The sequence below is a fragment of the Amycolatopsis sp. cg13 genome (genome assembly GCF_041346965.1).
In the GTDB taxonomy this organism is placed as follows: domain Bacteria; phylum Actinomycetota; class Actinomycetes; order Mycobacteriales; family Pseudonocardiaceae; genus Amycolatopsis.
The window spans coordinates 2,194,563-2,211,550 of the sequence record NZ_CP166848.1 but is presented as its reverse complement, the minus strand read 5'-3'; the positions used below and the strand labels follow the sequence as shown (position 1 = coordinate 2,211,550).

The following is a 16,988-nucleotide window of genomic DNA, read 5'->3' as shown; positions in this document are numbered from 1 at the left end:
TGTCGGGGGGCAGGGGGAGCACATGGCGTTGCGCATTCATTTCACCGACGACGATTTCGGCCGGACGAGGCGGCGCACCGGCCCCGATCCGCTGTGGGAACTGGTGCTGAGCCTCACGGCGCTGCAGAGCCGCCGTCCGGCGAGCGGGCTGCGGGTCTGGTCCGCCCGCGCCCGCAAGCAACTTCGCAGAGAGAGCCTGCTTCCGCAACCCCGTCCGGGGTCCGCGCTGGAGATCCGCGCCCGGGCGGTGAAGGCGCTGCCGCCCGGCGGGGGCCGCGGCGAACCGGCCGTCCGGCGCGCGGGGGCGCTGGGACGGCCGGAGCGGCGGCAGATCGGCCCGGTCGCGGGAGACGGCCTCGTGCACGTCCCGAAAACGAGGCTGCGCGCGGATCTCCAGACGTTTTTCGTGCACGGGGTCGCGCCCTCGTGGGTGGGGGAGCTGGCCGACGGGGCCCGCGCGCTGCTCGGGTCGGCGCTCACGTCGTACGGCACGGCCCGGCAGGCTCCGATGTGGCCGTCCGCCGGCGACACCCGCTCCGCGGTGCCGATCCGCTGGGAGGGCCCGGAGCCGTCCGCGGACCGCAGTGTCTACTTCGGAGGCTTGCTCGTGATCCCGGCCTATTTCCGGGTCGTGGAACCGGATCCGGCGACCGGACCAGAGCCGCCGGTGGTCTGGGGCCCGCCCGGCGAGCGCGCGATTCCGGCGGACGGCGCCGTGCCGGACCCGCTGCCGGATCTGCTCGGCGCCACCCGGGCCCGCGCGCTGCACGCGCTGGCCGTTCCGCGGTCGACGGCCGAACTGGCCGGGGAGATCGGCGTGACGCCGGTGGCGGCGGGCAAGCACGCGGGAGTTCTGCGTCGCGCGGGATTGGTGGAGAGCCAACAAGACGGGAACACGGTTCGGCACGCGGTGACGTCCACCGGGCAGGCATTGCTGAGCGCGTCCGGCGGGTGACGGGGAATGATCGCGCGCCCGGAGGAATCTCACGTACTGCCGGAAGACAGCGGCGAGAAACCACGCGGCGCGGGCGATCCGGAATGGAACACCGTGGCGCGGCGGTGAACCGGCGCTCGGGAGTCGCTGTTCGCGTCCGGGTTGCTTCCGTGTGGCGTTACCCACGAATGAGTGAAAAGAACGGGTGAAACCGGGCGTCGCTTGCCCGTCGCGGGCGCCTTTTCCTGCGACTTGGGCACATTTGTCCGCAAACACTGCCGTGCTCCCGGTTTTCCCGGCATTCTCTAGAGCATGGCTTCTGGTGGTTTCCGCGCGTCCGCGCCGCGCGGTCGCGTGTTCCTCCTTCCCGTCCTGGCCGCGGCCGTCGCGGTCTCGGCGGTGGCCGGGGTCTGGCTGGGCCTGTGGATCCACCGCCAGGGCGCCGGGGCGATCGACCGCGCGCCCGGCCGGTCCGTCGTCGCCGCCGTCGCACCCGAGTCCGGCGCGCTGCGCGGGACCGAGGGCGCCGCGATGCCCGACACCCGGCGCGTCACGTGGACCGCCCCGGACGGCGGCACCGAGGAAGCCAACATCCCGCTGCGCTCGGACCCGGCGGCGCGCGGCCTGACCCGGGTCCGCGTCGATGCGCGGGGGCAGTTGCGGTCGTCGTCTCCGGACCGGATCGACGTGCTGTCGGTTTCGGTGATCACGACGGTCGCTTGGGAGCTGGTCACGGCGATCGCGGGGTTCGCGCTGTTCCGTCGTTTCGGGCGCGGGCGCGTCGCCGTCTGAGGGCGCTTTCCCCGCCGCGCCAGCAGTTTCACGCCGGGGCGGGCGTCAGCGCCAGTGGCAGCGGTAGAACCAGATGATCGCCAGCGGGATCGCCGTCGTGAGCACCGCGCCCACCGCGATCGGCGGGGCGGAATCCATGCCGAAGCCGACCACGAGCGTGACCAGGCCGGTGAGGAACACGCTGAGCACGCCGAGCGCGGCCGCGGCGAAGGTCATCACCGGCATCGGGCGGAACTTCTCGAACCGGCGGGCAAGGCGCGGACTTTCCTGGGCGAGGCATCGTTCGATCTCGTCCAGCTGATGTTGTTCGTGGTCGCGCAGCGCCATCGTCCGCTCCGCCCGTCGACCTGGCCGAAACTTCTCCGCTGATTCTGCCACGAAAAACGGCCGGAAACCGGGGTCGCGTTCAACTCGAGGCCTCGCGGGGGATCCGGGGCGCGACGGCCGAGGGGCGCGAAATCCGTTCGGAATCCGCTGAGCGGGGGCGGCCCGCCGCGTCCGGCGAGCGGGCCGCCCCCGGGGATCAGTCTCGGCGCCGGCCGCCCACGATGAGCCGGTAGCCGGTCAGGATGACCAGCGCGCCGAGCACCGCGAGACCCCACGTGCGCAGGTCGAAGAACGTCCCGAGCTGGGTGTGGAACAGCGTTTTGCCGATCCAGCCGCCCACGAACGCGCCTCCGATCCCGAGCAGGATGGTGATGATGCAGCCGCCCGGGTCCTTGCCCGGCATGAGGGCCTTCGCGATCAACCCGGCGATCAGGCCCAGCACGATCCAGCTGACAACGCCCACGTCGGTCCTCTCCTCGGTACGGCGGCGGCCCGGCGGGCCGCCCCTGGCGGGACCAGGATGGCATGGTCCGTCCGGGTGGCGCGCGCCAGAGTCAGGGCTACTGTGCGTAGCACCGGCCGGAATCAGCGGCGAAGGGCGGTTTCCGAGTCCATGTGCGACAGCTTCGCCGGATTCCGCACCGCGTAGAGGCCGGTGATCTTGCCGTCGTCGATGCGCAGCGTGAGCACGGTGTCGACCTCGCCGTCGAGCTTCAGCACCAGCGCCGGATGCCCGTTGACCTGCATCGGGCGCAGCGGCGCGGGGATCTGGGCGCCGCCCGCGGTCAGCAGCCGCGCGACCTTGTCCGCGCCGACGATCGGCCGCGGCACCGCCTGCTTCACGCCGCCGCCGTCGCCGAGGAAGACGACGTCAGGGGCGAGCAGGTCGAGCAGTCCCTGCAGATCGCCGGTCTCGACGGCCTTCTGGAACGCGTCGAGCGCGCCGCGGGTTTCGGCGGGCGTGACGTCGCCGCGCGGACGGCGGGCGGACACATGCGACCGCGCCCGGTGCCCGATCTGCCGCACCGCTGCCGGGGTTTTGCCGACGGCTTCGGCGATTTCGTCGTAAGGCACGTCGAAGACCTCGCGCAGCACGAACACCGCGCGCTCGGTCGGCCGCAGCGTTTCGAGCACCAGCAGCATCGCCATCGAGACGTTGTCGGCCAGTTCGACGTCCTCGGCGACGTCCGGCGCGGTGAGCAGCGGTTCAGGCAGCCAGGTCCCGACGTAGGACTCCTTGCGCCTGCCGAGCGTGCGCAGCCGGGTCAGCGCCTGGCGCGTGGTGATGCGGACCAGGTACGCGCGGTGTTCGCGGATCTCGTCGAGGTTGACGCCCGCCCACTTCAGCCAGGTTTCCTGCAGCACGTCCTCGGCGTCGGCGGCCGAGCCGAGCATCTCGTACGCCACGGTGAACAGCAGGTTCCGGTGGGCGAGGAAGGTCTCGGTGGCGAGGTCCGGGCTCGCTTCGCCGGGCGCTGGCATGGGTGGCTCCTTCGCGTTCTGGGGACGATCGCCCATAGGACGCCGGCCGCCGGGAGTTTGTGACATTCAGGTCCGGCGCGCGGTGACGAGCCACGCCCGGGCGTTGAACCAGACGCCGTCGCTGGCGTGGTGCTTCGTCATCTGGGTGCGCAACCGGGCGAGGGCTCGGTCTTTGTGGCCGGGGTCGCGGGCCACCAGGTCGCTCGCTTCGCTGAGCTTGAGCACCGCGTCGAGCGCCGCGGCGGGATCGGGGCCGTACCAGACCGGTTCGCGCACGTCGGCCAGTTCGACGTCGGCGAATCCGTTCGCGGTGAGGACACTTCGGACAGTCGCGGGATCGGCGAGGGAGAAGGCGTCGCCGGGCGCGGTGCCGTCCGGCGGATCGGCCTCGGCGAGCGCGCGGTGGATCGCGGTGACCCATTCCTGGCGACGTCGCTCCTGCCAGACCAACTGCACCAGCCGCGCCCCGGGCCGCAGCGCGCGGGCGATGGTGGCGAACGCGGCGGCCGGATCGGCGAAGAACATCGTGCCGAACCGGCTCAGCCCGAGCGTGAACGCGGCGGGCGGGAACGGATGGGCCTGCGCGTCCGCCTGGACGAACCGGACGTTGGGCACGTCGGCGGCCGCTCGCTCGGCGCGGGCGAGCATCGGGGCGGACAGGTCGATTCCCAGCGCGCTGCCGCGAATCGCGCGTCGAGCGGCGGCGCGGGTGGTCTGCCCGGTACCGCAGCCGATGTCGAGGACGTGGTCGTCCGGCTGGACGTCGGCGGCCTCGCGCAGGTGCCGGTCGTAGCGGCGCAGTTCCGAGTCGTAGTCGAAGTCCCCCACGGGATGCGAGGGTACTGGGAAAGCCCCGGCGGAGAGGAGTTCGCGACGATGGCGGAGCGGGGACAGGACTGGCTGCGGCGGACGTGGGACGAGGCCGCGCCGCGGTACGACCGGGACATCGCGTGGGTCGAGCGGGCGCTGCTCGCCGACGGCCGCGAGTGGGTGTGCGGGCAGGCTTCCGGGGAGGTGCTGGAGGTCGCCGTCGGGACCGGGCGGAATCTGCCGTTGTATCCGCCGGATGTGCGGCTGACCGGGATCGACCTCAGCCCGTCGATGCTGGACCTCGCGCGCCGCCGGGCCGCCGAGATCGGGCGCGAGGTGACGCTGACCGAGGCTGACGCGCAGTCTCTTCCGTTCCCGGACGGCTCGTTCGACACGGTCGTCTGCACGCTGGGCCTGTGCGGCGTCCCGGACGAGCGCGCCGCGATCGCGGAGATGCACCGGGTGCTACGGCCGGACGGGCGGCTGTTGCTGCTGGACCACGTCGGCAGCGATCGGTGGTTCGTTCTCGCCGTGCAGCGGCTGGCGGAGAAGCTGACCGTGTGGCAGCTGGGGGATTACCTGACCCGCCGGCCGCTGCCGTTGCTCGCGGCGGCCGGGTTCGCGGTGGAGCGGGCGGAGCGGAGCAAGGCCGGGATTGTCGAACGGTTGGCGGCGCGGAAGACTGCTTGATCCTGTACGGTCGTATTGTACGTTCGTATAGGAGGGTGCGAGATGAACGGGAAATGGGGGCACGTCGCGGTCGGCGTGCTGATGGTGGTCGTCGGCGCGGTGTTGTACTTCGTGTTCCACGACGTCGAGACGCCGGTGGTCGGGCTGCGGCAGGTCGGCGTGGTGGTGGGAGTGATCGGGATTCTCGAACTGGTCGCCGTCGCGTGGCGGGCGCGCACGGGGGCGTCTCGGCGGTGAAGCGGGCTGCCCATGTGCTCGATGCTGTGCTGGAAGTGCTGGCGGAGCAGGGGATCGGCGCGCTGAGCGTCCGGACGGTCGCCGCCGCGGCGGGTGTTTCGCCGGCTCAGGTGCAGTATTACTACCGGACGAAGAACGACCTCGTGCGCGCCGGTTTCGAGTACGCGGGGGAGCAGTTCCTGGCGGAAATCGAAGCGGCGCAACCGAAATCGATCGCCGGTTACGTCGAACTGTGGCTGCCGCTGGACGAACCGCGCTCCCGGCGGGCCCGGGTGTGGCTCGCGTACGCGGCGGCTGCCGTGGTGGATCCGGTGCTGCGGGAGGAAAACGCGAAGCTCGATCGCGAGCTGCGGCAGTGGTATGTCGACGCCGGACTGTCCGAGGACGTGGCGGCGCAGGTGTTCGCGATGATCGACGGCGTAACGCTGCAGTGCCTCTCGCTGCCGCTGGCGGACCGGCAGGCACTGGCGGACCGGACGGTTGGCATCTTCCTGGCGGCGCTACCTCGCTGAATGTAACACGTGCTACATTCAGCACTGTGGCAGACGACAAGTGGCTGGTGCTGGTGGTGCGGGTGCCGTCCGGACCGTCGCGGCATCGGGTCGCCGTGTGGCGCGAGCTGCGGCGGGTGGGCGCGTTGTCGCTCGGGCAGGGCGCCTGGGCGGTGCCGGACGTGCCCGGGTTCGCCGGCGGCGTCGCGCGGGTCGCCGAACTGGCCGAACGCGGCGACGGCGAGGTGATCGCGCTCGACGCCGCCGAACGCGACGGTTCGCGGCTGGTCGAGCTGTTCACCGCCGAGCGGGAAGAGGAGTGGACGGAGTTCCTGGCCGACTGCGGGAAGTTCGACGCCGAGATCGACAAGGAAATCCGGATCGGCAAGTTCACGATGGCCGAACTGGAGGAGGAAGAGCAGAGCCTCGAGCGGCTGCGGCGCTGGCATCGGGATTTGAAGGCGCGGGATGTGTTCGGCGCGCCTTCTGCCGGGGAGGCGGAGCAGCGGTTGAAGCATTGCGCGGAGCGGCTTGCCGAGTACACCGAGCGGGTTTTCGAAGCCCTGCACCAGATGTGAGGGCTTCGGGTGGGGGTGAACGCGGCGGGTTGCGGACGGGTTTGCTGGCGGCGCCGCGGTGGTGAGGGTTCGGATAGGTCTTGGTGAGTCGAGTGCGCCTGGGGGCGGCGTGTGGCGGATGGGCCTGTTCGCCGACTATGCCGGGCAGGTTTGCTGGCCGCTGCACAGTGGCGAGGTTCGGATGGGTCTTGGTGAGTCGAGCGTGGCTCGGGATGGCGTGCGACCGTACGCCGACCACTCCGGGCGGATTATTCAGTCCCAGCAGCAGAAGTGAGGGTTTCGCATGAGTTCCGCTGAGCTGCGTCCGCTGTACGCCGCCGGGTTCGTCACCGCGTTCGGGGCGCACAGCATCGCCGCCAGCTTGGGCGCCTACACGCACGGCGATTCCCTCCTGACCTTGGGACTCCTGCTCGCGGTCTACGACGGTGCTGAGGTCGTGCTGAAACCGGTGTTCGGCTCGCTGGCCGACCGGATCGGACCGCGGCCGGTGCTGCTCGGCGGGTTGCTGGCGTTCGCGCTCGCGTCGGCGGCGTTTGTCGTCGCGGGGAATCCGGCGGCGGTCGGGCTGGCGCGGTTCGGTCAGGGCGCGGCCGCGGCGGCCTTCTCGCCCGCGGCCGGGGCGCTGGTCGCGCGGTTGTCGCCGGAGAAACGGCAGGGGCGGGCGTTTGGCGGTTACGGTGCTTGGAAGAGCGTCGGTTACACGCTCGGCCCGTTGCTCGGCGGCGTGCTGATCCTGCTCGGCGGGTTTTCCTTGCTGTTCGGCACTCTCGCGGTGCTGGCCTTCGCTGTCGCGGGGTGGGCCGCGTTGGTGGTGCCCGCGCCGGAGCCGTTGCCGCGCCAGCGGCAGACCGTTCTCGACCTTGCCCGTCGCCTCGCTGAGCCTGGGTTCCTGCGGCCGACCGCGGTGCTGGCCGGAACGACCGGTGCGCTCGCGGTGGGTATCGGATTCCTGCCGGTGACGGGAGCGGCGAGCGGGCTCGGCACGGTCGCGACCGGTGCGGTGGTATCGGTGCTGGCGTTGTGCTCCGCACTGGTGCAGCCGTGGGCCGGACGGCTCCGGGACGCCGGGCGGATCCCCGACGGGTGGGGGATGGCTGGCGGGTTGCTGCTGACCGCCGCTGGGCTGGCATTGGGGGCGCTGATTCCTGGTATCGCGGGGGTGCTGGCGGCAGCGGTCGCGATCGGAGTCGGGGTCGGGGTGGCCACGCCGATCGGGTTCGCGCATCTGGCCGGTGCCGCGCCCAAGGAACGGCTCGGGCAGACGATGGGCGCGGCTGAGGTCGGCCGCGAGCTGGGCGACGCGGGCGGACCGCTGCTGGTCGGCGCGATCGCCTCGGCGGCGACGTTGGGGGCGGGATTCGGCGGGCTGGCGGTGGTGCTGGCCGCAGTGGGACTGGTGGTGGCTGGCTTCCGAAAGCCGTGAGGGGAACCCTGAGGGAATCAGATTCCCTCAGGGTTCCCCTCACGTACCGCTCAGTCGGTGGCGATGGCCGGGTCGCTGGTCGAGGCTTGGCCGGTCTCCGCGTGGCCCGCGAAACGGCGGACGTATTGGCCGTCGTGATCTGCCTTGACTGTGATGTCGTACCAGCCGTTCGCGACGCCCCACTTCGGCACCGCTCGCGAAGTGCCCGGGGCGAGCGTGTACCGGTAAGCCTCGGTGGGCGCGTAAGCGTCAACGCCGGTGAAGGTGACTGTTCGGCTGCTCGGGTTCGTGAACGTGACCGTCACATAGCCAGCGTCGTGCCGCGCAGTCACCTCCGGTCCCAAGCCGCCGATGGTTCCGGCTTGTTCGCGGAGCCAGCCGTTCGGGCCGAAAACCGAGTACTGGTACCAATCTCCCGCGCCGCTCGGCAGGTGCCAGCTGTCGCTGACCGACTTGTGGCCCTCCACGGTGTACGGCCACGGCCCGTCGGAACGCATTTTCGACGTCACGTGGAACCCGGCTCCGGCGTCGCCGAAGTTGGTGAAGGTGAAGTACATCCGGCCGTTGCGGGCCTCGGTGTCCGCGGCCAGGTCGTACGGCAGCGCGCGGGCCTTGCGGGTGCCGGGTTCCTGCTTCGGGAGCGAGCCGTTCGAGGGCGGCACCGGGTGGTAGGTCGGCGGGGTGCTGTGGTCGGCGGGCGGTTGGTAGTCGCCGGTGCCGGGCAGGGACGGGACGCCGCTGTTGGCTCCGGTGAAGTCGAACGCCGACGTGAGGTCCCCGCACACCGCACGACGCCACGGCGAAATATTCGGGTTGTGCACGCCGAATCGCTTTTCGACGAACTGGATCAGCGACGTGTGGTCGAAGGTTTGCGAGCAGACCCAGCCGCCGGTGCTCCACGGCGAGACGGCCAGCAGCGGCACGCGCGGGCCGAGTCCGTAAGGCATTCCGGTCAGATACGACGCGGCCGCGCCGCCTTCGTACCATTCTCCGGCGACGCTCGCCGTCGATTTGCCCCAGTTCGCGTCGCGCGGCGGATACGGCGGGACGACGTGGTCGAAGAAACCGTCGTTCTCGTCGTAAGTGATCAGCAGGACGGTTTTGCTCCACACGTCCGGATTCGACGTGAGCGCGTCGAGTACACGAGAGACATACCAGGCGCCGTAATTGGCCGGCCACGCCGGATGTTCGCAGTACGCTTCCGGCGCTACGATCCAGGAAACCTGCGGCAAGCGGTTCGCTTTGACGTCCGCGGTGAGGTGGTCGAAGAAACCGTCGCCCGCGGCGGCGTGGGTGCCGGTGCGCGCGTTGTCGTAGAGCGGACTGCCCGGGGTCGATTTCTGGTACTGCGTCAGGTAAAGCAGCGAGTTGTCGCCGTAATTGCCGATGTACGCGTCATCGGTCCAGCCCCACTTGTGCTCCTTGTCGAGACCGTTGCCGACGTCCTGGTAGATCTTCCACGAAACCCCGGCCTTTTCCAGGATTTCCGGGAAACTGGTCCAGCCGTAGCCGGATTCTTCATTGCCCAGCACCGGTCCGTTGCCGGAACCGTCATTTCCGGTCCAGCCGGTGTACATGTAGTACCGGTTCGGGTCGGTCGAGGACAGCATCGAGCAGTGGTATCCGTCGCAAATGGTGAACGCGTCGGCGAGCGCGTAGTGGAACGGGATGTCCTTGCGCGTCAGATACGCCATCGTGGTGCGGGTTTTCGCCGGGATCCACTTGTCCCAGCGCCCTGTGCTCCAGGCGGTGTGCGTGCCGTTCCAGTCGTGGTTGAGGTCCTCGATGAAGGTGAGGCCGAGATTGTCCTCGGCGGGCCGGAACGGCAGCGTTTCGGCGCCGCTCGCGTCGGCCTGGTTCCACACGGATTTCCCGCTCGGCAGCGAAACCGGGCGCGGGTCGCCGAAGCCGCGGACGCCGTTGAGGGTCCCGAAATAGTGGTCGAACGACCGGTTTTCCTGCATCAGCACGACAACGTGCTCGACGTCCGCGAGCGTGCCGGTGCGCACGGCGGCCGGCACCGAAGCCGCCCGCGCGATGCTCGCGGGCAACGCCGTGCCCGCGGCGGTGGCCGCGGCGAGTTGCATGAATCTGCGACGGCTGACCGATGACATCGATGTCTCCTCGAAAAGGCGGGGACAGTTCGCGGACGCGTTCGGGAATTTCCCACCGGGGAAAGCCGAACGAATCATTGACGGGTCACCGCCGCGCTGTCAACCGCTGACCGGGAGGGCGCCCGTTCGTACTGCGTCACAGCCGGTTTGCTACCCGTTTGACCGTCTTGATCACCGGTGCGGTTTCCACGTGGGTGACCGCGGGAAGCGCGGCGACGCTGGTGGTGAGGTAGCGGTACAGCTCGTGCTGGCTCGCGCACACCGCTGTCGCGTAGAGGTTGGTCGGGCCGGTGGTCGCGGCGGCGAACGCGACTTCCGGGTGCGTGGCCAGCGCGGCCCCGGCCTCTTCCAGCGCCGACGGGGCGACCGAAAGCCACAGCAGTGTCCGGATTCCCTTGCCGTGCAACCGCCAATCGAGGTCGAGATCGAAGTACAGCACGTCCCGTTCGCGCAGTTCCGCCATCCGGCGGCGGACGGTCGTGGGGGACCAGCCGGTCTCGGCGGCGAGTTGTTCGAACCCGGCGCGGCCGTCCGCGGCCAGTGCGGCGAGGAGTGTGCGGTCGCCGTCGTCGAGGGTCGCCGGTCCTGGGCGGCGGGGGAGCGGCGGCGGGCGCAACCGGGCGACGGTGGCTTCGTCCAGCGCGCCGAGTTTAGCGACCAGGTTGTCGGGTCCGCCGTAGAACGCGTGCAGCACCGAATGCGCGGTGACGCCCTCGACCCGTGGCGTGCGGGGAAGTTTGGCCAGCAGCAACGCTTCGCTGTCGGCCTCGTTTTCGATGCGGACCGTGCAGGTGATTTCGGTGCCGCCGGACGTCAGGCTCACCCAGGCGGTGTCCGGCCGCCGCGCGAGCGCCTCGGCGACCGCGCCCGCTGCGGCGGGTGCGCACCGGATGCGCAGGAACCATTGCACCGCACCGGAAGCCGTCTGGTTGACGCTGCCGATGACTCGAACCGCTCCAGCCGACCGGAGCCGGTCGTAGCGGCGCGCGATGGTGCGATCCGACACGCCGAGCGCGTCGGCGATCGTGCTGAACGGGGCCCTCGGGTCGATCTGCAGGGCGTGCACGAGCTGGCGGTCGAGGTCGTCGTAGTCGGAATCCACCGAGTCGAGAGTACTCATGTCGGAATCCGCCGCAATCGTGTCGCTTTCTGGCTCGCGCACCGCTGCCGGGCCGAGAGTCGGTTCCGAACACGCAGACCCACGAGGGGAGAGATCATGACTGCCGAGGTGCTCGTCGTCGGCGCCGGGCCGACCGGGATGACAGCGGCGAACGAACTGCGGCTTGCCGGAGTGTCCTGCGTGCTGGTGGACCGGCTGCCGCAGGCGAGCGAGCTGTCCAAGGCGGGCGGGCTGCAGTCCCGGACTCAGGAGGCGTTCGACCAGCGCGGCCTGCTCGAACCGCTGCTGGCCACCGGCGACTATCCGGTCACGACAGCGCATTTCGCCGGGAATCTGCTGCCGCTGGTCCACAAACGGCACCGGTTCCCGTGGCGGTCGGTGCCGCAGGTGGCGATCGAGGGATTCCTGGAGGAACACCTTGCCGCGGAAGGAATCCACGTCCGCCGGGAGCACGAACTGATCGGGCTGGAGCAGGACGCGGACGGCGTCACCGCGAGATTCGCCAACGGCGCCACGATCCGGTCCCAGTACCTGGTCGCCGCCGACGGCGGGCGCAGCACGGTCCGGAAGCTGTTGGGCGCGAAATTCTCCGGCCGTCCCGGGACCGCGACGATGGTGGCCGCGGACGTGCGGCTGAGCGCCGAGGTCCCGATGACCACGATCACCCCAGAGGGATACCGCGCCCAGGTGTTCCCGCTCGGCGTGGACGCCGCGGGCCGCCCGCTGCGTCGTCTCACCTTCGGCGGACCCGGCTGGTCGCTGGAACGGGACACGCCGGTCACCGAGGACGAGATCCGCACGGGGCTGAAGACGGTCTTCGGCGATCGCGTGGAACTGGTCGAACTCCGTTACGCACGCCGGATCACGAACGCCGCGCTGCAGGCCGCGCAGTACCGGCACGGCCGCGTCTTCCTGGCTGGCGACGCCGCGCACGTGCACCTTCCCTTTGGCGCGCAAGGCATGAACGCGGGAATCCAGGACGCGATGAACCTCGGCTGGAAGCTCGGCGCGGCAATTCGCGGCACCGCGCCCGAGGGGTTGCTGGACAGCTACCACGCGGAACGTCATCCGGTCGGCGCGGCGGTGCTGCGCAACGTCCAGGCGCAGTCTCTGCTTCTGGACGGCGGCCCCGATTCGGCCGCGGCCCGGTCGTTGTTCACGGAGCTGGTGCAGTTGCCCGAAGTCCAGTACTTGCTGGACGACATGCTGTCCGGCATGGGATTCCGCTACCCGTTGCCGGGCAGTGAGGACCATCCGCTGGTCGGGCTTCCCGCGCACGATCTCGGTCCGGAACTGCGGGCCGGACGCGGCGTTCTCATGGATCCCGGCGACCAGTTCGGCGAGCTCACGGCTCGGTGGGCGGACCGGGTGCACCGCGTCGAGACGGGTGCCGAGGCGAAGCTGGTCCGGCCGGACGGATACGTGGCGTGGGCCGGTGTTCCGGACGGGCTGGAACCCGCGCTTCGCCAGTGGTTCGGCGCGCCGGTGGGCTAACGTGGCCGTCGTGCAGACCTGGCTGACCGACACCCGGACCTCGTACGACACCGTCGCCGACAGCTACGCCGACCGCTTGCGCGATTCGATCGCCAAAAGCCCGTCGCTGCGAATGACGTTGGGTTTGTTCGCCTCGCTGGTGCACGGAAACGGCCCGGTCGCCGACGTCGGCTGCGGCACCGGGCACGTCACCGCGCACCTGAAAAGCCTTGGTCTCGACGCGTTCGGACTGGACCTTTCGCCCGGCATGATCGAGGTGGCCCGGCGGGATCACCCGGGGCTGCGGTTCGCGGTCGGGTCGATGACCGCGCTCCCGCTGCCCGACGCTTCGGCGGCCGGGCTGCTGTCGTGGTGGGCCTTGATCCACGTCCCGGACGACGAGGCGCCCACTGCGATCTCGGAGTTCTACCGCGTGTTGCGGCCCGGCGCGCCGGTCGCGGTCGGCTTCCACGTTGGCGACGTCGCCCGCTTGAAGACACAGGGCTACGGCGGGCACGCGATGCGGGTGTACGTCCACCGCCGGCAGCCCGCGCAGGTGTCGGAGTGGTTGCGGGAGGCCGGATTCACCGTCACCGCGGAATGGGTGGAGCAGTTGGACAGCGAGGTGCCGCAGGCGGTGGTCTACGCTCGCCGTCCAGCCTGAGGGCTCAGCCGAGGTCCAGCTTCGCCAGCCGCGGCAGCACGCCGTCGCGCCAGCCGGGGCCCATCCGCTCGCACGCGTCCGCCTGGCGTTTGTCGTCCAGGTCGAAGCCGGAGTGGTTCAGCAGGAGCCGGGTGCCCTGGCCCTCGGCGACAAGCGTCCAGGTGAGAGTCCAGTCGCCGTTGAAGGTGTAGACGAACTTCGACGGCGGCTCGGATTCGATGACGCGGCAAGGGATCGAGCCGAACCCGGGCATCTCCAGATGGAACTCGTGGCCGACGTCCGGGCCGATGTCGCCGGGCGCCCACCACTTCGCGTGCAGTTCGGGATCGGTGAGCGCGCGCCAGACCTTCTCCGGGGCGGCGGCGATGAACTGATCGACCGAGATGCTGCCGATGCGGGCGTACGTCACGGGGTTTCCTCCTCGTTTTCCAGCAGGTCGGCCATGCTGCGCAAACGGCTGCGCCAGAACCGCTCGAACGGGTGCAGCCATTCGCCGACCTGCTCCAGCGGATCGCTTTCCAGGTGGTAAAAACGTTGCCGCCCCACAGCTTCGTCGCGGACCAAAGCGGCGTCCCGCAGCACTTTGAGGTGCTCGGCCACCGCCGGACGGCTCAGCTCGAACCGCGCGGCGAGGTCGCCCGCGGTGTGCGGGCCGTCCGCCAGGATCTCGAGCAGACGCCGGCGGACGGGACTGGCGAGAGCGAGGAAGACGTCGTCGGGCATGACGCTACGTTACGTCGGAAGTTTCCGACATGTCAACCAGCGGGACGCCGGACGGTGATCGGTAACGTTCGTTGCCCGGGAGGTATTCACCCACTATGACGCTTATGTCGAATTCCCGAGTTCGAAGAGTGGCGGCCGCGGCTGTCCTCGCCGCGATGACCGTGGTGACCGGGCTCGTCGCTCCGGCTGTGGCGACGGCGGCTCCGGTTGCCGCTGTGGCGCAGACGCCGGAGGAGGTGCGCACGAACGCGGCTGCTGTCGTCGGGCTCGCGATCACCCCGGAACTGTTGCGGCTCAGCGAAAGCGACTTCGTGCACGAGATCTATCTGGCCGCGCAACGGCAGGGAGACGTTGCCAAGGAAGTCCAGTACGAGGCATATCACGCGGACACCATCGGCTCGACTTCGTACTTCCTCACCACCGCGATTTACCAGGCGCACCAACGGGATCTGGACCGGGAGGCACTGTTCCAGGCCCGGCGCGCGGAACGGCAGCCCGCTGCCGCGCTGCTCGGTTTCGAGCTGACCCGGATGCTGTTGAGCCAGGAGGACCCGAATTTCGTTTTCGCGTTGTGGGAGCACGCCCCCAGGGATTCGTTCGTGCGGGCGGCCGCGGCTGCCGCCGTCAAGGGAACTCTGGAGGAGAAGAAGGAATTCATCGTGCACGGCATCTTCGTCGAGCATCAGCGCGACGTGGCCGCCGCGAAGGAGGCGGCGGAGAAGGAGGCCGCGGAAAAGATACTCCGCGACGCGCGGGTGAAGGCGGCCGCCGCAGTGGGCATGGATGCGCGGTTGGCCGCGCAGTTGACGGACGAGCAGTTCGTACAGCACATCTGGGCGCGTCAGGCGCCTTACGGTTCCGAGGTGTGGATGGCGGCGTACTCCTGCGAGACGCCGGAACAGCGGCGGGCCTTCATCGACACCGGCATCTTCGAGGCCGCGGCGAAGGACAAGCTGAACGACATGAAGGCGCGTGCGGCCGCGGTCGTCGGCGTGGACGCCAGCTACGCCAGGTATCTCGAGGAGGGACCGCTGGTCCGGGAGATCTGGACTCGCTCGACGCCGGGCAGCCATGTCCAGGCGGCGGCTCGCCGGGCGATGGACAGCCAGTCCCCGGCTGAATGGCGGGCATTCCTGGAAACGGGGATTTTCGTGGCTCAGGCCGCGGACAAGTCCTGAATCCGGGCGGCCTCGTGAGTGTTGATCCCGGTTCTAACCGGGATCAACACTCACGAGGCGCAACCACTCGCCAGCTGCCGCGTCTTGATGTTGTAACGCCAGCTGCCGAAGGGACGTCTTGACCATGCTGCTCCGCCGGTTGGCCGTCCTGGCCCCAGTCGCCGCCCTAGCCGCCGTCACTGTGGCGACCCCGGCGTCGGCCGTGATCGGCGGTTCGGTCTCCAGCTATGGCCCGTGGGCGGTGCGGATGCTGGTCGACGGCAAGCCCGAGTGCACCGCCACCGCGATCAGTCGCGAGTGGATTATCGGCGCCGACCACTGCTTTAACGAGGCAGCCGAACCCATCGCGGACTCCCGGATCGAGTTCCGCGTCGGCAATCTCGACCAGCGGCTCGGCACCGTCGTCCGGCCGGTGCCGGGCCGCCGCGACAACCACACGCTGGCCGACATGATGCTGATCAAGGTCACTCCGATGACCATCACCCCGGCGAAGCTGCCAAGCACGGGACCGGTGCGGCCGGGCGAGACGGTTCGCCAGCTCGGCTGGGGCGCGACCTGCGCCGGCGACGAGAACAGCTGCCAATCCGACGTGCTCAAGCAGGTGGACGCGAAGGTCATCGATCCCGGCGACCAGCGCTGCGAAGGCATGACCATCTCCGGCGGCACCGATTTCTGCGCGCTGACCACGACCGGCGTCACGGCGGGCGGCGACTCCGGCGGTCCGGTCATGTCCACCGCTGATCGCGACACGATCGTGGGAGTCACCAGCAAATCCGACCGCAGCAGCGTCGCGGCCGACGGCGACGTGTTCGATCAGCTGGGCTGGATCAAGAAGACCATCAAGGGCTGAGAACGGCCCTCCGCAAGGCACGCACGGCTTCGTCGCGCGCGCCGGCGAGGGCGGGGGAATCCGTGGCGTGCGGGGCGCGAAGCGGGACGTTGCGCGGCAGTCGCGCGAAGCGTGCCGACACTGCGTCGAGCACGGCGGGGCCCCATGGGCCGCCCAGGATGATGAGTTCCGGGTCGGACACGGTGACCAAAGCCAGGAGCACGCCGCAGATCGCCTCGGCGAGGGTGCCGAGGACGTCGTCGGATTTGATCGCGCACAGCAGGGCTTCGACGTCGATCGTGGTCGAATCCGGTTGGCGGACACCGAGATCCGCGAAGACGTCGATGAAAGCGAGCGCCTGCCCGTCCGCGCCGCGCGTGAGGACGTGCGCGATTTCCCCGGCGAAACCGGCGTGTCCGCGACGCACTTCGCCGTCGGCGACCACCGCGCAGCCGAGGCCTTCGCCGAGGAAGAGGTAGGCGAAATCGGCGGCGGCCTGCTCGGCGCGGGCCGCCCAGTTCACGTCGTTGTCGACGGTGACCGGGCCCGCGACGAGCGGCGCGAGGACGTCGGCGGGAGAGAGTTCCCCGAGCAGGAACGGGGAATCGGGCAGATGGACCAGTTTCCCGGTGTCGCGGTCGACCGGATCGGCCGCGCTGACGACCGCGAGCCGGAGCGGCCCGGCGTCGTCGGCGACCTGTTTCGCAGCCTTGCGGAGCGCCTGAGCGACCTTCCTCGGACGCACGGGCCGGCCGAGGTCTTCGACGTGCCGGGCCAGCACCTCGCCGAAAACGTCGACGGCTTCGGCGACCGCGCCGTCGTGGCCGATGCTCACGACCAAGGCCGTGCCGAGGTCGTCGGCCAGCGCGTAATAGGTGCCGACGCGGCCGCGGCCGGTGGTGCGTTCGCCGGTGTCGCGCAGCAGCCCGGCCTCGGCGAGCCGCGCGACGCTGTCGCCGACCGCGGGCTTGGAAATGCCGGTGTGGGCGGCGATTTGCGCGCGCGTGAGTTGCCGTTCGGCAAGCAGCGCCCTCAGGACGTGCTCGTCGGTCAGCGACCGGAGCAGGTCGAGGGAGGGCTTGGCCGGGGTCACCGGCGCGAGTGTAGCCGATTTAGTCAGGAG

20 protein-coding genes are annotated in these 16,988 nt (G+C 70.1%); 11 read left to right on the top strand and 9 right to left on the bottom strand.

The genetic code is table 11. From position 1 onward, the window contains the following. Positions 1-22 precede the first annotated feature (22 nt). Entirely contained in the window at positions 23-955 is a 933-nt protein-coding gene (locus tag AB5I40_RS09880) for a hypothetical protein (RefSeq protein ID WP_370938149.1), read from the top strand. Positions 956-1,246: 291 nt separating this feature from the next. Beyond that, positions 1,247-1,726: a hypothetical protein gene (locus tag AB5I40_RS09875; protein WP_370938148.1), complete on the top strand. Its 480-nt coding sequence runs from the start codon at positions 1,247-1,249 to the stop codon at positions 1,724-1,726. A gap of 45 nt (positions 1,727-1,771) precedes the next feature. Here the strand turns inward: AB5I40_RS09875 and AB5I40_RS09870 are convergent, their stop codons facing one another. The 4 genes from AB5I40_RS09870 to AB5I40_RS09855 form a co-directional block, all read right to left on the bottom strand. Next, a complete protein-coding gene (locus AB5I40_RS09870) occupies positions 1,772-2,053 on the bottom strand; it encodes a DUF3040 domain-containing protein (protein ID WP_344264210.1) in 282 nt (93 codons plus the stop codon). A gap of 196 nt (positions 2,054-2,249) precedes the next feature. After that, positions 2,250-2,516: a GlsB/YeaQ/YmgE family stress response membrane protein gene (locus tag AB5I40_RS09865; RefSeq protein WP_009077073.1), complete on the bottom strand. Its 267-nt coding sequence runs from the start codon at positions 2,514-2,516 to the stop codon at positions 2,250-2,252. Positions 2,517-2,638: 122 nt separating this feature from the next. Then, positions 2,639-3,535, bottom strand: a complete 897-nt coding sequence (locus tag AB5I40_RS09860; protein WP_370938147.1) for an RNA polymerase sigma-70 factor — start codon at positions 3,533-3,535, stop codon at positions 2,639-2,641. Positions 3,536-3,601: 66 nt separating this feature from the next. Beyond that, positions 3,602-4,363: a class I SAM-dependent methyltransferase gene (locus tag AB5I40_RS09855; protein ID WP_370938146.1), complete on the bottom strand. Its 762-nt coding sequence runs from the start codon at positions 4,361-4,363 to the stop codon at positions 3,602-3,604. Positions 4,364-4,411: 48 nt separating this feature from the next. Between AB5I40_RS09855 and AB5I40_RS09850 the strand changes: the two genes are divergently transcribed. From AB5I40_RS09850 to AB5I40_RS09830, 5 genes are all read left to right on the top strand, one after another. Further along, the gene (locus AB5I40_RS09850; RefSeq protein ID WP_370938145.1) at positions 4,412-5,035 is read left to right on the top strand and encodes a class I SAM-dependent methyltransferase; all 624 of its coding nucleotides are present in this window, start codon (positions 4,412-4,414) and stop codon (positions 5,033-5,035) included. A gap of 42 nt (positions 5,036-5,077) precedes the next feature. Continuing rightward, positions 5,078-5,272, top strand: a complete 195-nt coding sequence (locus AB5I40_RS09845; protein ID WP_370938144.1) for a hypothetical protein — start codon at positions 5,078-5,080, stop codon at positions 5,270-5,272. Continuing rightward, positions 5,269-5,784, top strand: a complete 516-nt coding sequence (locus tag AB5I40_RS09840) for a TetR/AcrR family transcriptional regulator (protein ID WP_370938143.1) — start codon at positions 5,269-5,271, stop codon at positions 5,782-5,784. Before AB5I40_RS09845 ends, AB5I40_RS09840 begins: the two co-directional genes overlap by 4 nt. A gap of 26 nt (positions 5,785-5,810) precedes the next feature. Continuing rightward, entirely contained in the window at positions 5,811-6,341 is a 531-nt protein-coding gene (locus AB5I40_RS09835) for a Chromate resistance protein ChrB (RefSeq protein ID WP_370938142.1), read from the top strand. 283 nt (positions 6,342-6,624) lie between these two features. Continuing rightward, positions 6,625-7,764 carry an MFS transporter gene (locus AB5I40_RS09830; protein WP_370938141.1) on the top strand — a complete coding sequence of 380 codons (1,140 nt, stop codon included), beginning with the start codon at positions 6,625-6,627 and terminating at the stop codon, positions 7,762-7,764. Between the two features lie 50 nt (positions 7,765-7,814). On the opposite strand, the gene AB5I40_RS09825 is transcribed toward AB5I40_RS09830, so the two are convergent. Together AB5I40_RS09825 and AB5I40_RS09820 are read right to left on the bottom strand one after the other, a co-directional pair. Beyond that, complete coding sequence (locus AB5I40_RS09825) at positions 7,815-9,878, bottom strand: phosphocholine-specific phospholipase C (protein WP_370938140.1); 2,064 nt, start codon at positions 9,876-9,878, stop codon at positions 7,815-7,817. Positions 9,879-10,014: 136 nt separating this feature from the next. Continuing rightward, positions 10,015-10,980: an Lrp/AsnC family transcriptional regulator gene (locus AB5I40_RS09820; protein ID WP_370940486.1), complete on the bottom strand. Its 966-nt coding sequence runs from the start codon at positions 10,978-10,980 to the stop codon at positions 10,015-10,017. Positions 10,981-11,094: 114 nt separating this feature from the next. Here AB5I40_RS09820 and AB5I40_RS09815 point away from each other — a divergent pair, with 114 nt between their 5' ends. Together AB5I40_RS09815 and AB5I40_RS09810 are read left to right on the top strand one after the other, a co-directional pair. Then, complete coding sequence (locus AB5I40_RS09815; protein ID WP_370938138.1) at positions 11,095-12,492, top strand: FAD-dependent monooxygenase; 1,398 nt, start codon at positions 11,095-11,097, stop codon at positions 12,490-12,492. Between the two features lies 1 nt (position 12,493). Further along, complete coding sequence (locus AB5I40_RS09810) at positions 12,494-13,135, top strand: class I SAM-dependent methyltransferase (protein ID WP_370938137.1); 642 nt, start codon at positions 12,494-12,496, stop codon at positions 13,133-13,135. 4 nt (positions 13,136-13,139) lie between these two features. On the opposite strand, the gene AB5I40_RS09805 is transcribed toward AB5I40_RS09810, so the two are convergent. Together AB5I40_RS09805 and AB5I40_RS09800 are read right to left on the bottom strand one after the other, a co-directional pair. Then, positions 13,140-13,544, bottom strand: coding sequence for an SRPBCC domain-containing protein (locus AB5I40_RS09805; protein WP_370938136.1), 405 nt, complete (start codon positions 13,542-13,544; stop codon positions 13,140-13,142). After that, complete coding sequence (locus AB5I40_RS09800) at positions 13,541-13,858, bottom strand: metalloregulator ArsR/SmtB family transcription factor (protein ID WP_344264264.1); 318 nt, start codon at positions 13,856-13,858, stop codon at positions 13,541-13,543. The genes AB5I40_RS09805 and AB5I40_RS09800 overlap by 4 nt, the downstream gene beginning before the upstream one ends. A gap of 104 nt (positions 13,859-13,962) precedes the next feature. Between AB5I40_RS09800 and AB5I40_RS09795 the strand changes: the two genes are divergently transcribed. Both AB5I40_RS09795 and AB5I40_RS09790 read left to right on the top strand, forming a co-directional pair. Beyond that, a complete protein-coding gene (locus tag AB5I40_RS09795) occupies positions 13,963-15,036 on the top strand; it encodes a hypothetical protein (protein ID WP_370938135.1) in 1,074 nt (357 codons plus the stop codon). A 124-nt stretch (positions 15,037-15,160) separates the two neighbouring features. After that, positions 15,161-15,886: a trypsin-like serine protease gene (locus AB5I40_RS09790; RefSeq protein ID WP_370940485.1), complete on the top strand. Its 726-nt coding sequence runs from the start codon at positions 15,161-15,163 to the stop codon at positions 15,884-15,886. On the opposite strand, the gene AB5I40_RS09785 is transcribed toward AB5I40_RS09790, so the two are convergent. Continuing rightward, on the bottom strand, positions 15,876-16,958 hold the full coding sequence (locus AB5I40_RS09785; RefSeq protein ID WP_370938134.1) for an ROK family protein: 1,083 nt from the start codon (positions 16,956-16,958) through the stop codon (positions 15,876-15,878). The two genes, AB5I40_RS09790 and AB5I40_RS09785, sit on opposite strands and share 11 nt — an antisense overlap. Between the last annotated feature and the right edge of the window lie 30 nt (positions 16,959-16,988).

Excerpts from the sequence above, each read along its gene's own strand:
- AB5I40_RS09880 (WP_370938149.1), top strand. The coding sequence starts at position 23 with ATGGCGTTGCGCATTCATTTCACCGACGACGATTTCGGCCGGACGAGG.
- AB5I40_RS09875 (WP_370938148.1), top strand. The coding sequence starts at position 1,247 with ATGGCTTCTGGTGGTTTCCGCGCGTCCGCGCCGCGCGGTCGCGTGTTC.
- AB5I40_RS09870 (WP_344264210.1), bottom strand. The coding sequence starts at position 2,053 with ATGGCGCTGCGCGACCACGAACAACATCAGCTGGACGAGATCGAACGA.
- AB5I40_RS09860 (WP_370938147.1), bottom strand. The coding sequence starts at position 3,535 with ATGCCAGCGCCCGGCGAAGCGAGCCCGGACCTCGCCACCGAGACCTTC.
- AB5I40_RS09850 (WP_370938145.1), top strand. The coding sequence starts at position 4,412 with ATGGCGGAGCGGGGACAGGACTGGCTGCGGCGGACGTGGGACGAGGCC.
- AB5I40_RS09845 (WP_370938144.1), top strand. The coding sequence starts at position 5,078 with ATGAACGGGAAATGGGGGCACGTCGCGGTCGGCGTGCTGATGGTGGTC.
- AB5I40_RS09830 (WP_370938141.1), top strand. The coding sequence starts at position 6,625 with ATGAGTTCCGCTGAGCTGCGTCCGCTGTACGCCGCCGGGTTCGTCACC.
- AB5I40_RS09825 (WP_370938140.1), bottom strand. The coding sequence starts at position 9,878 with ATGTCATCGGTCAGCCGTCGCAGATTCATGCAACTCGCCGCGGCCACC.
- AB5I40_RS09815 (WP_370938138.1), top strand. The coding sequence starts at position 11,095 with ATGACTGCCGAGGTGCTCGTCGTCGGCGCCGGGCCGACCGGGATGACA.
- AB5I40_RS09800 (WP_344264264.1), bottom strand. The coding sequence starts at position 13,858 with ATGCCCGACGACGTCTTCCTCGCTCTCGCCAGTCCCGTCCGCCGGCGT.
- AB5I40_RS09795 (WP_370938135.1), top strand. The coding sequence starts at position 13,963 with ATGTCGAATTCCCGAGTTCGAAGAGTGGCGGCCGCGGCTGTCCTCGCC.
- AB5I40_RS09790 (WP_370940485.1), top strand. The coding sequence starts at position 15,161 with ATGCTGCTCCGCCGGTTGGCCGTCCTGGCCCCAGTCGCCGCCCTAGCC.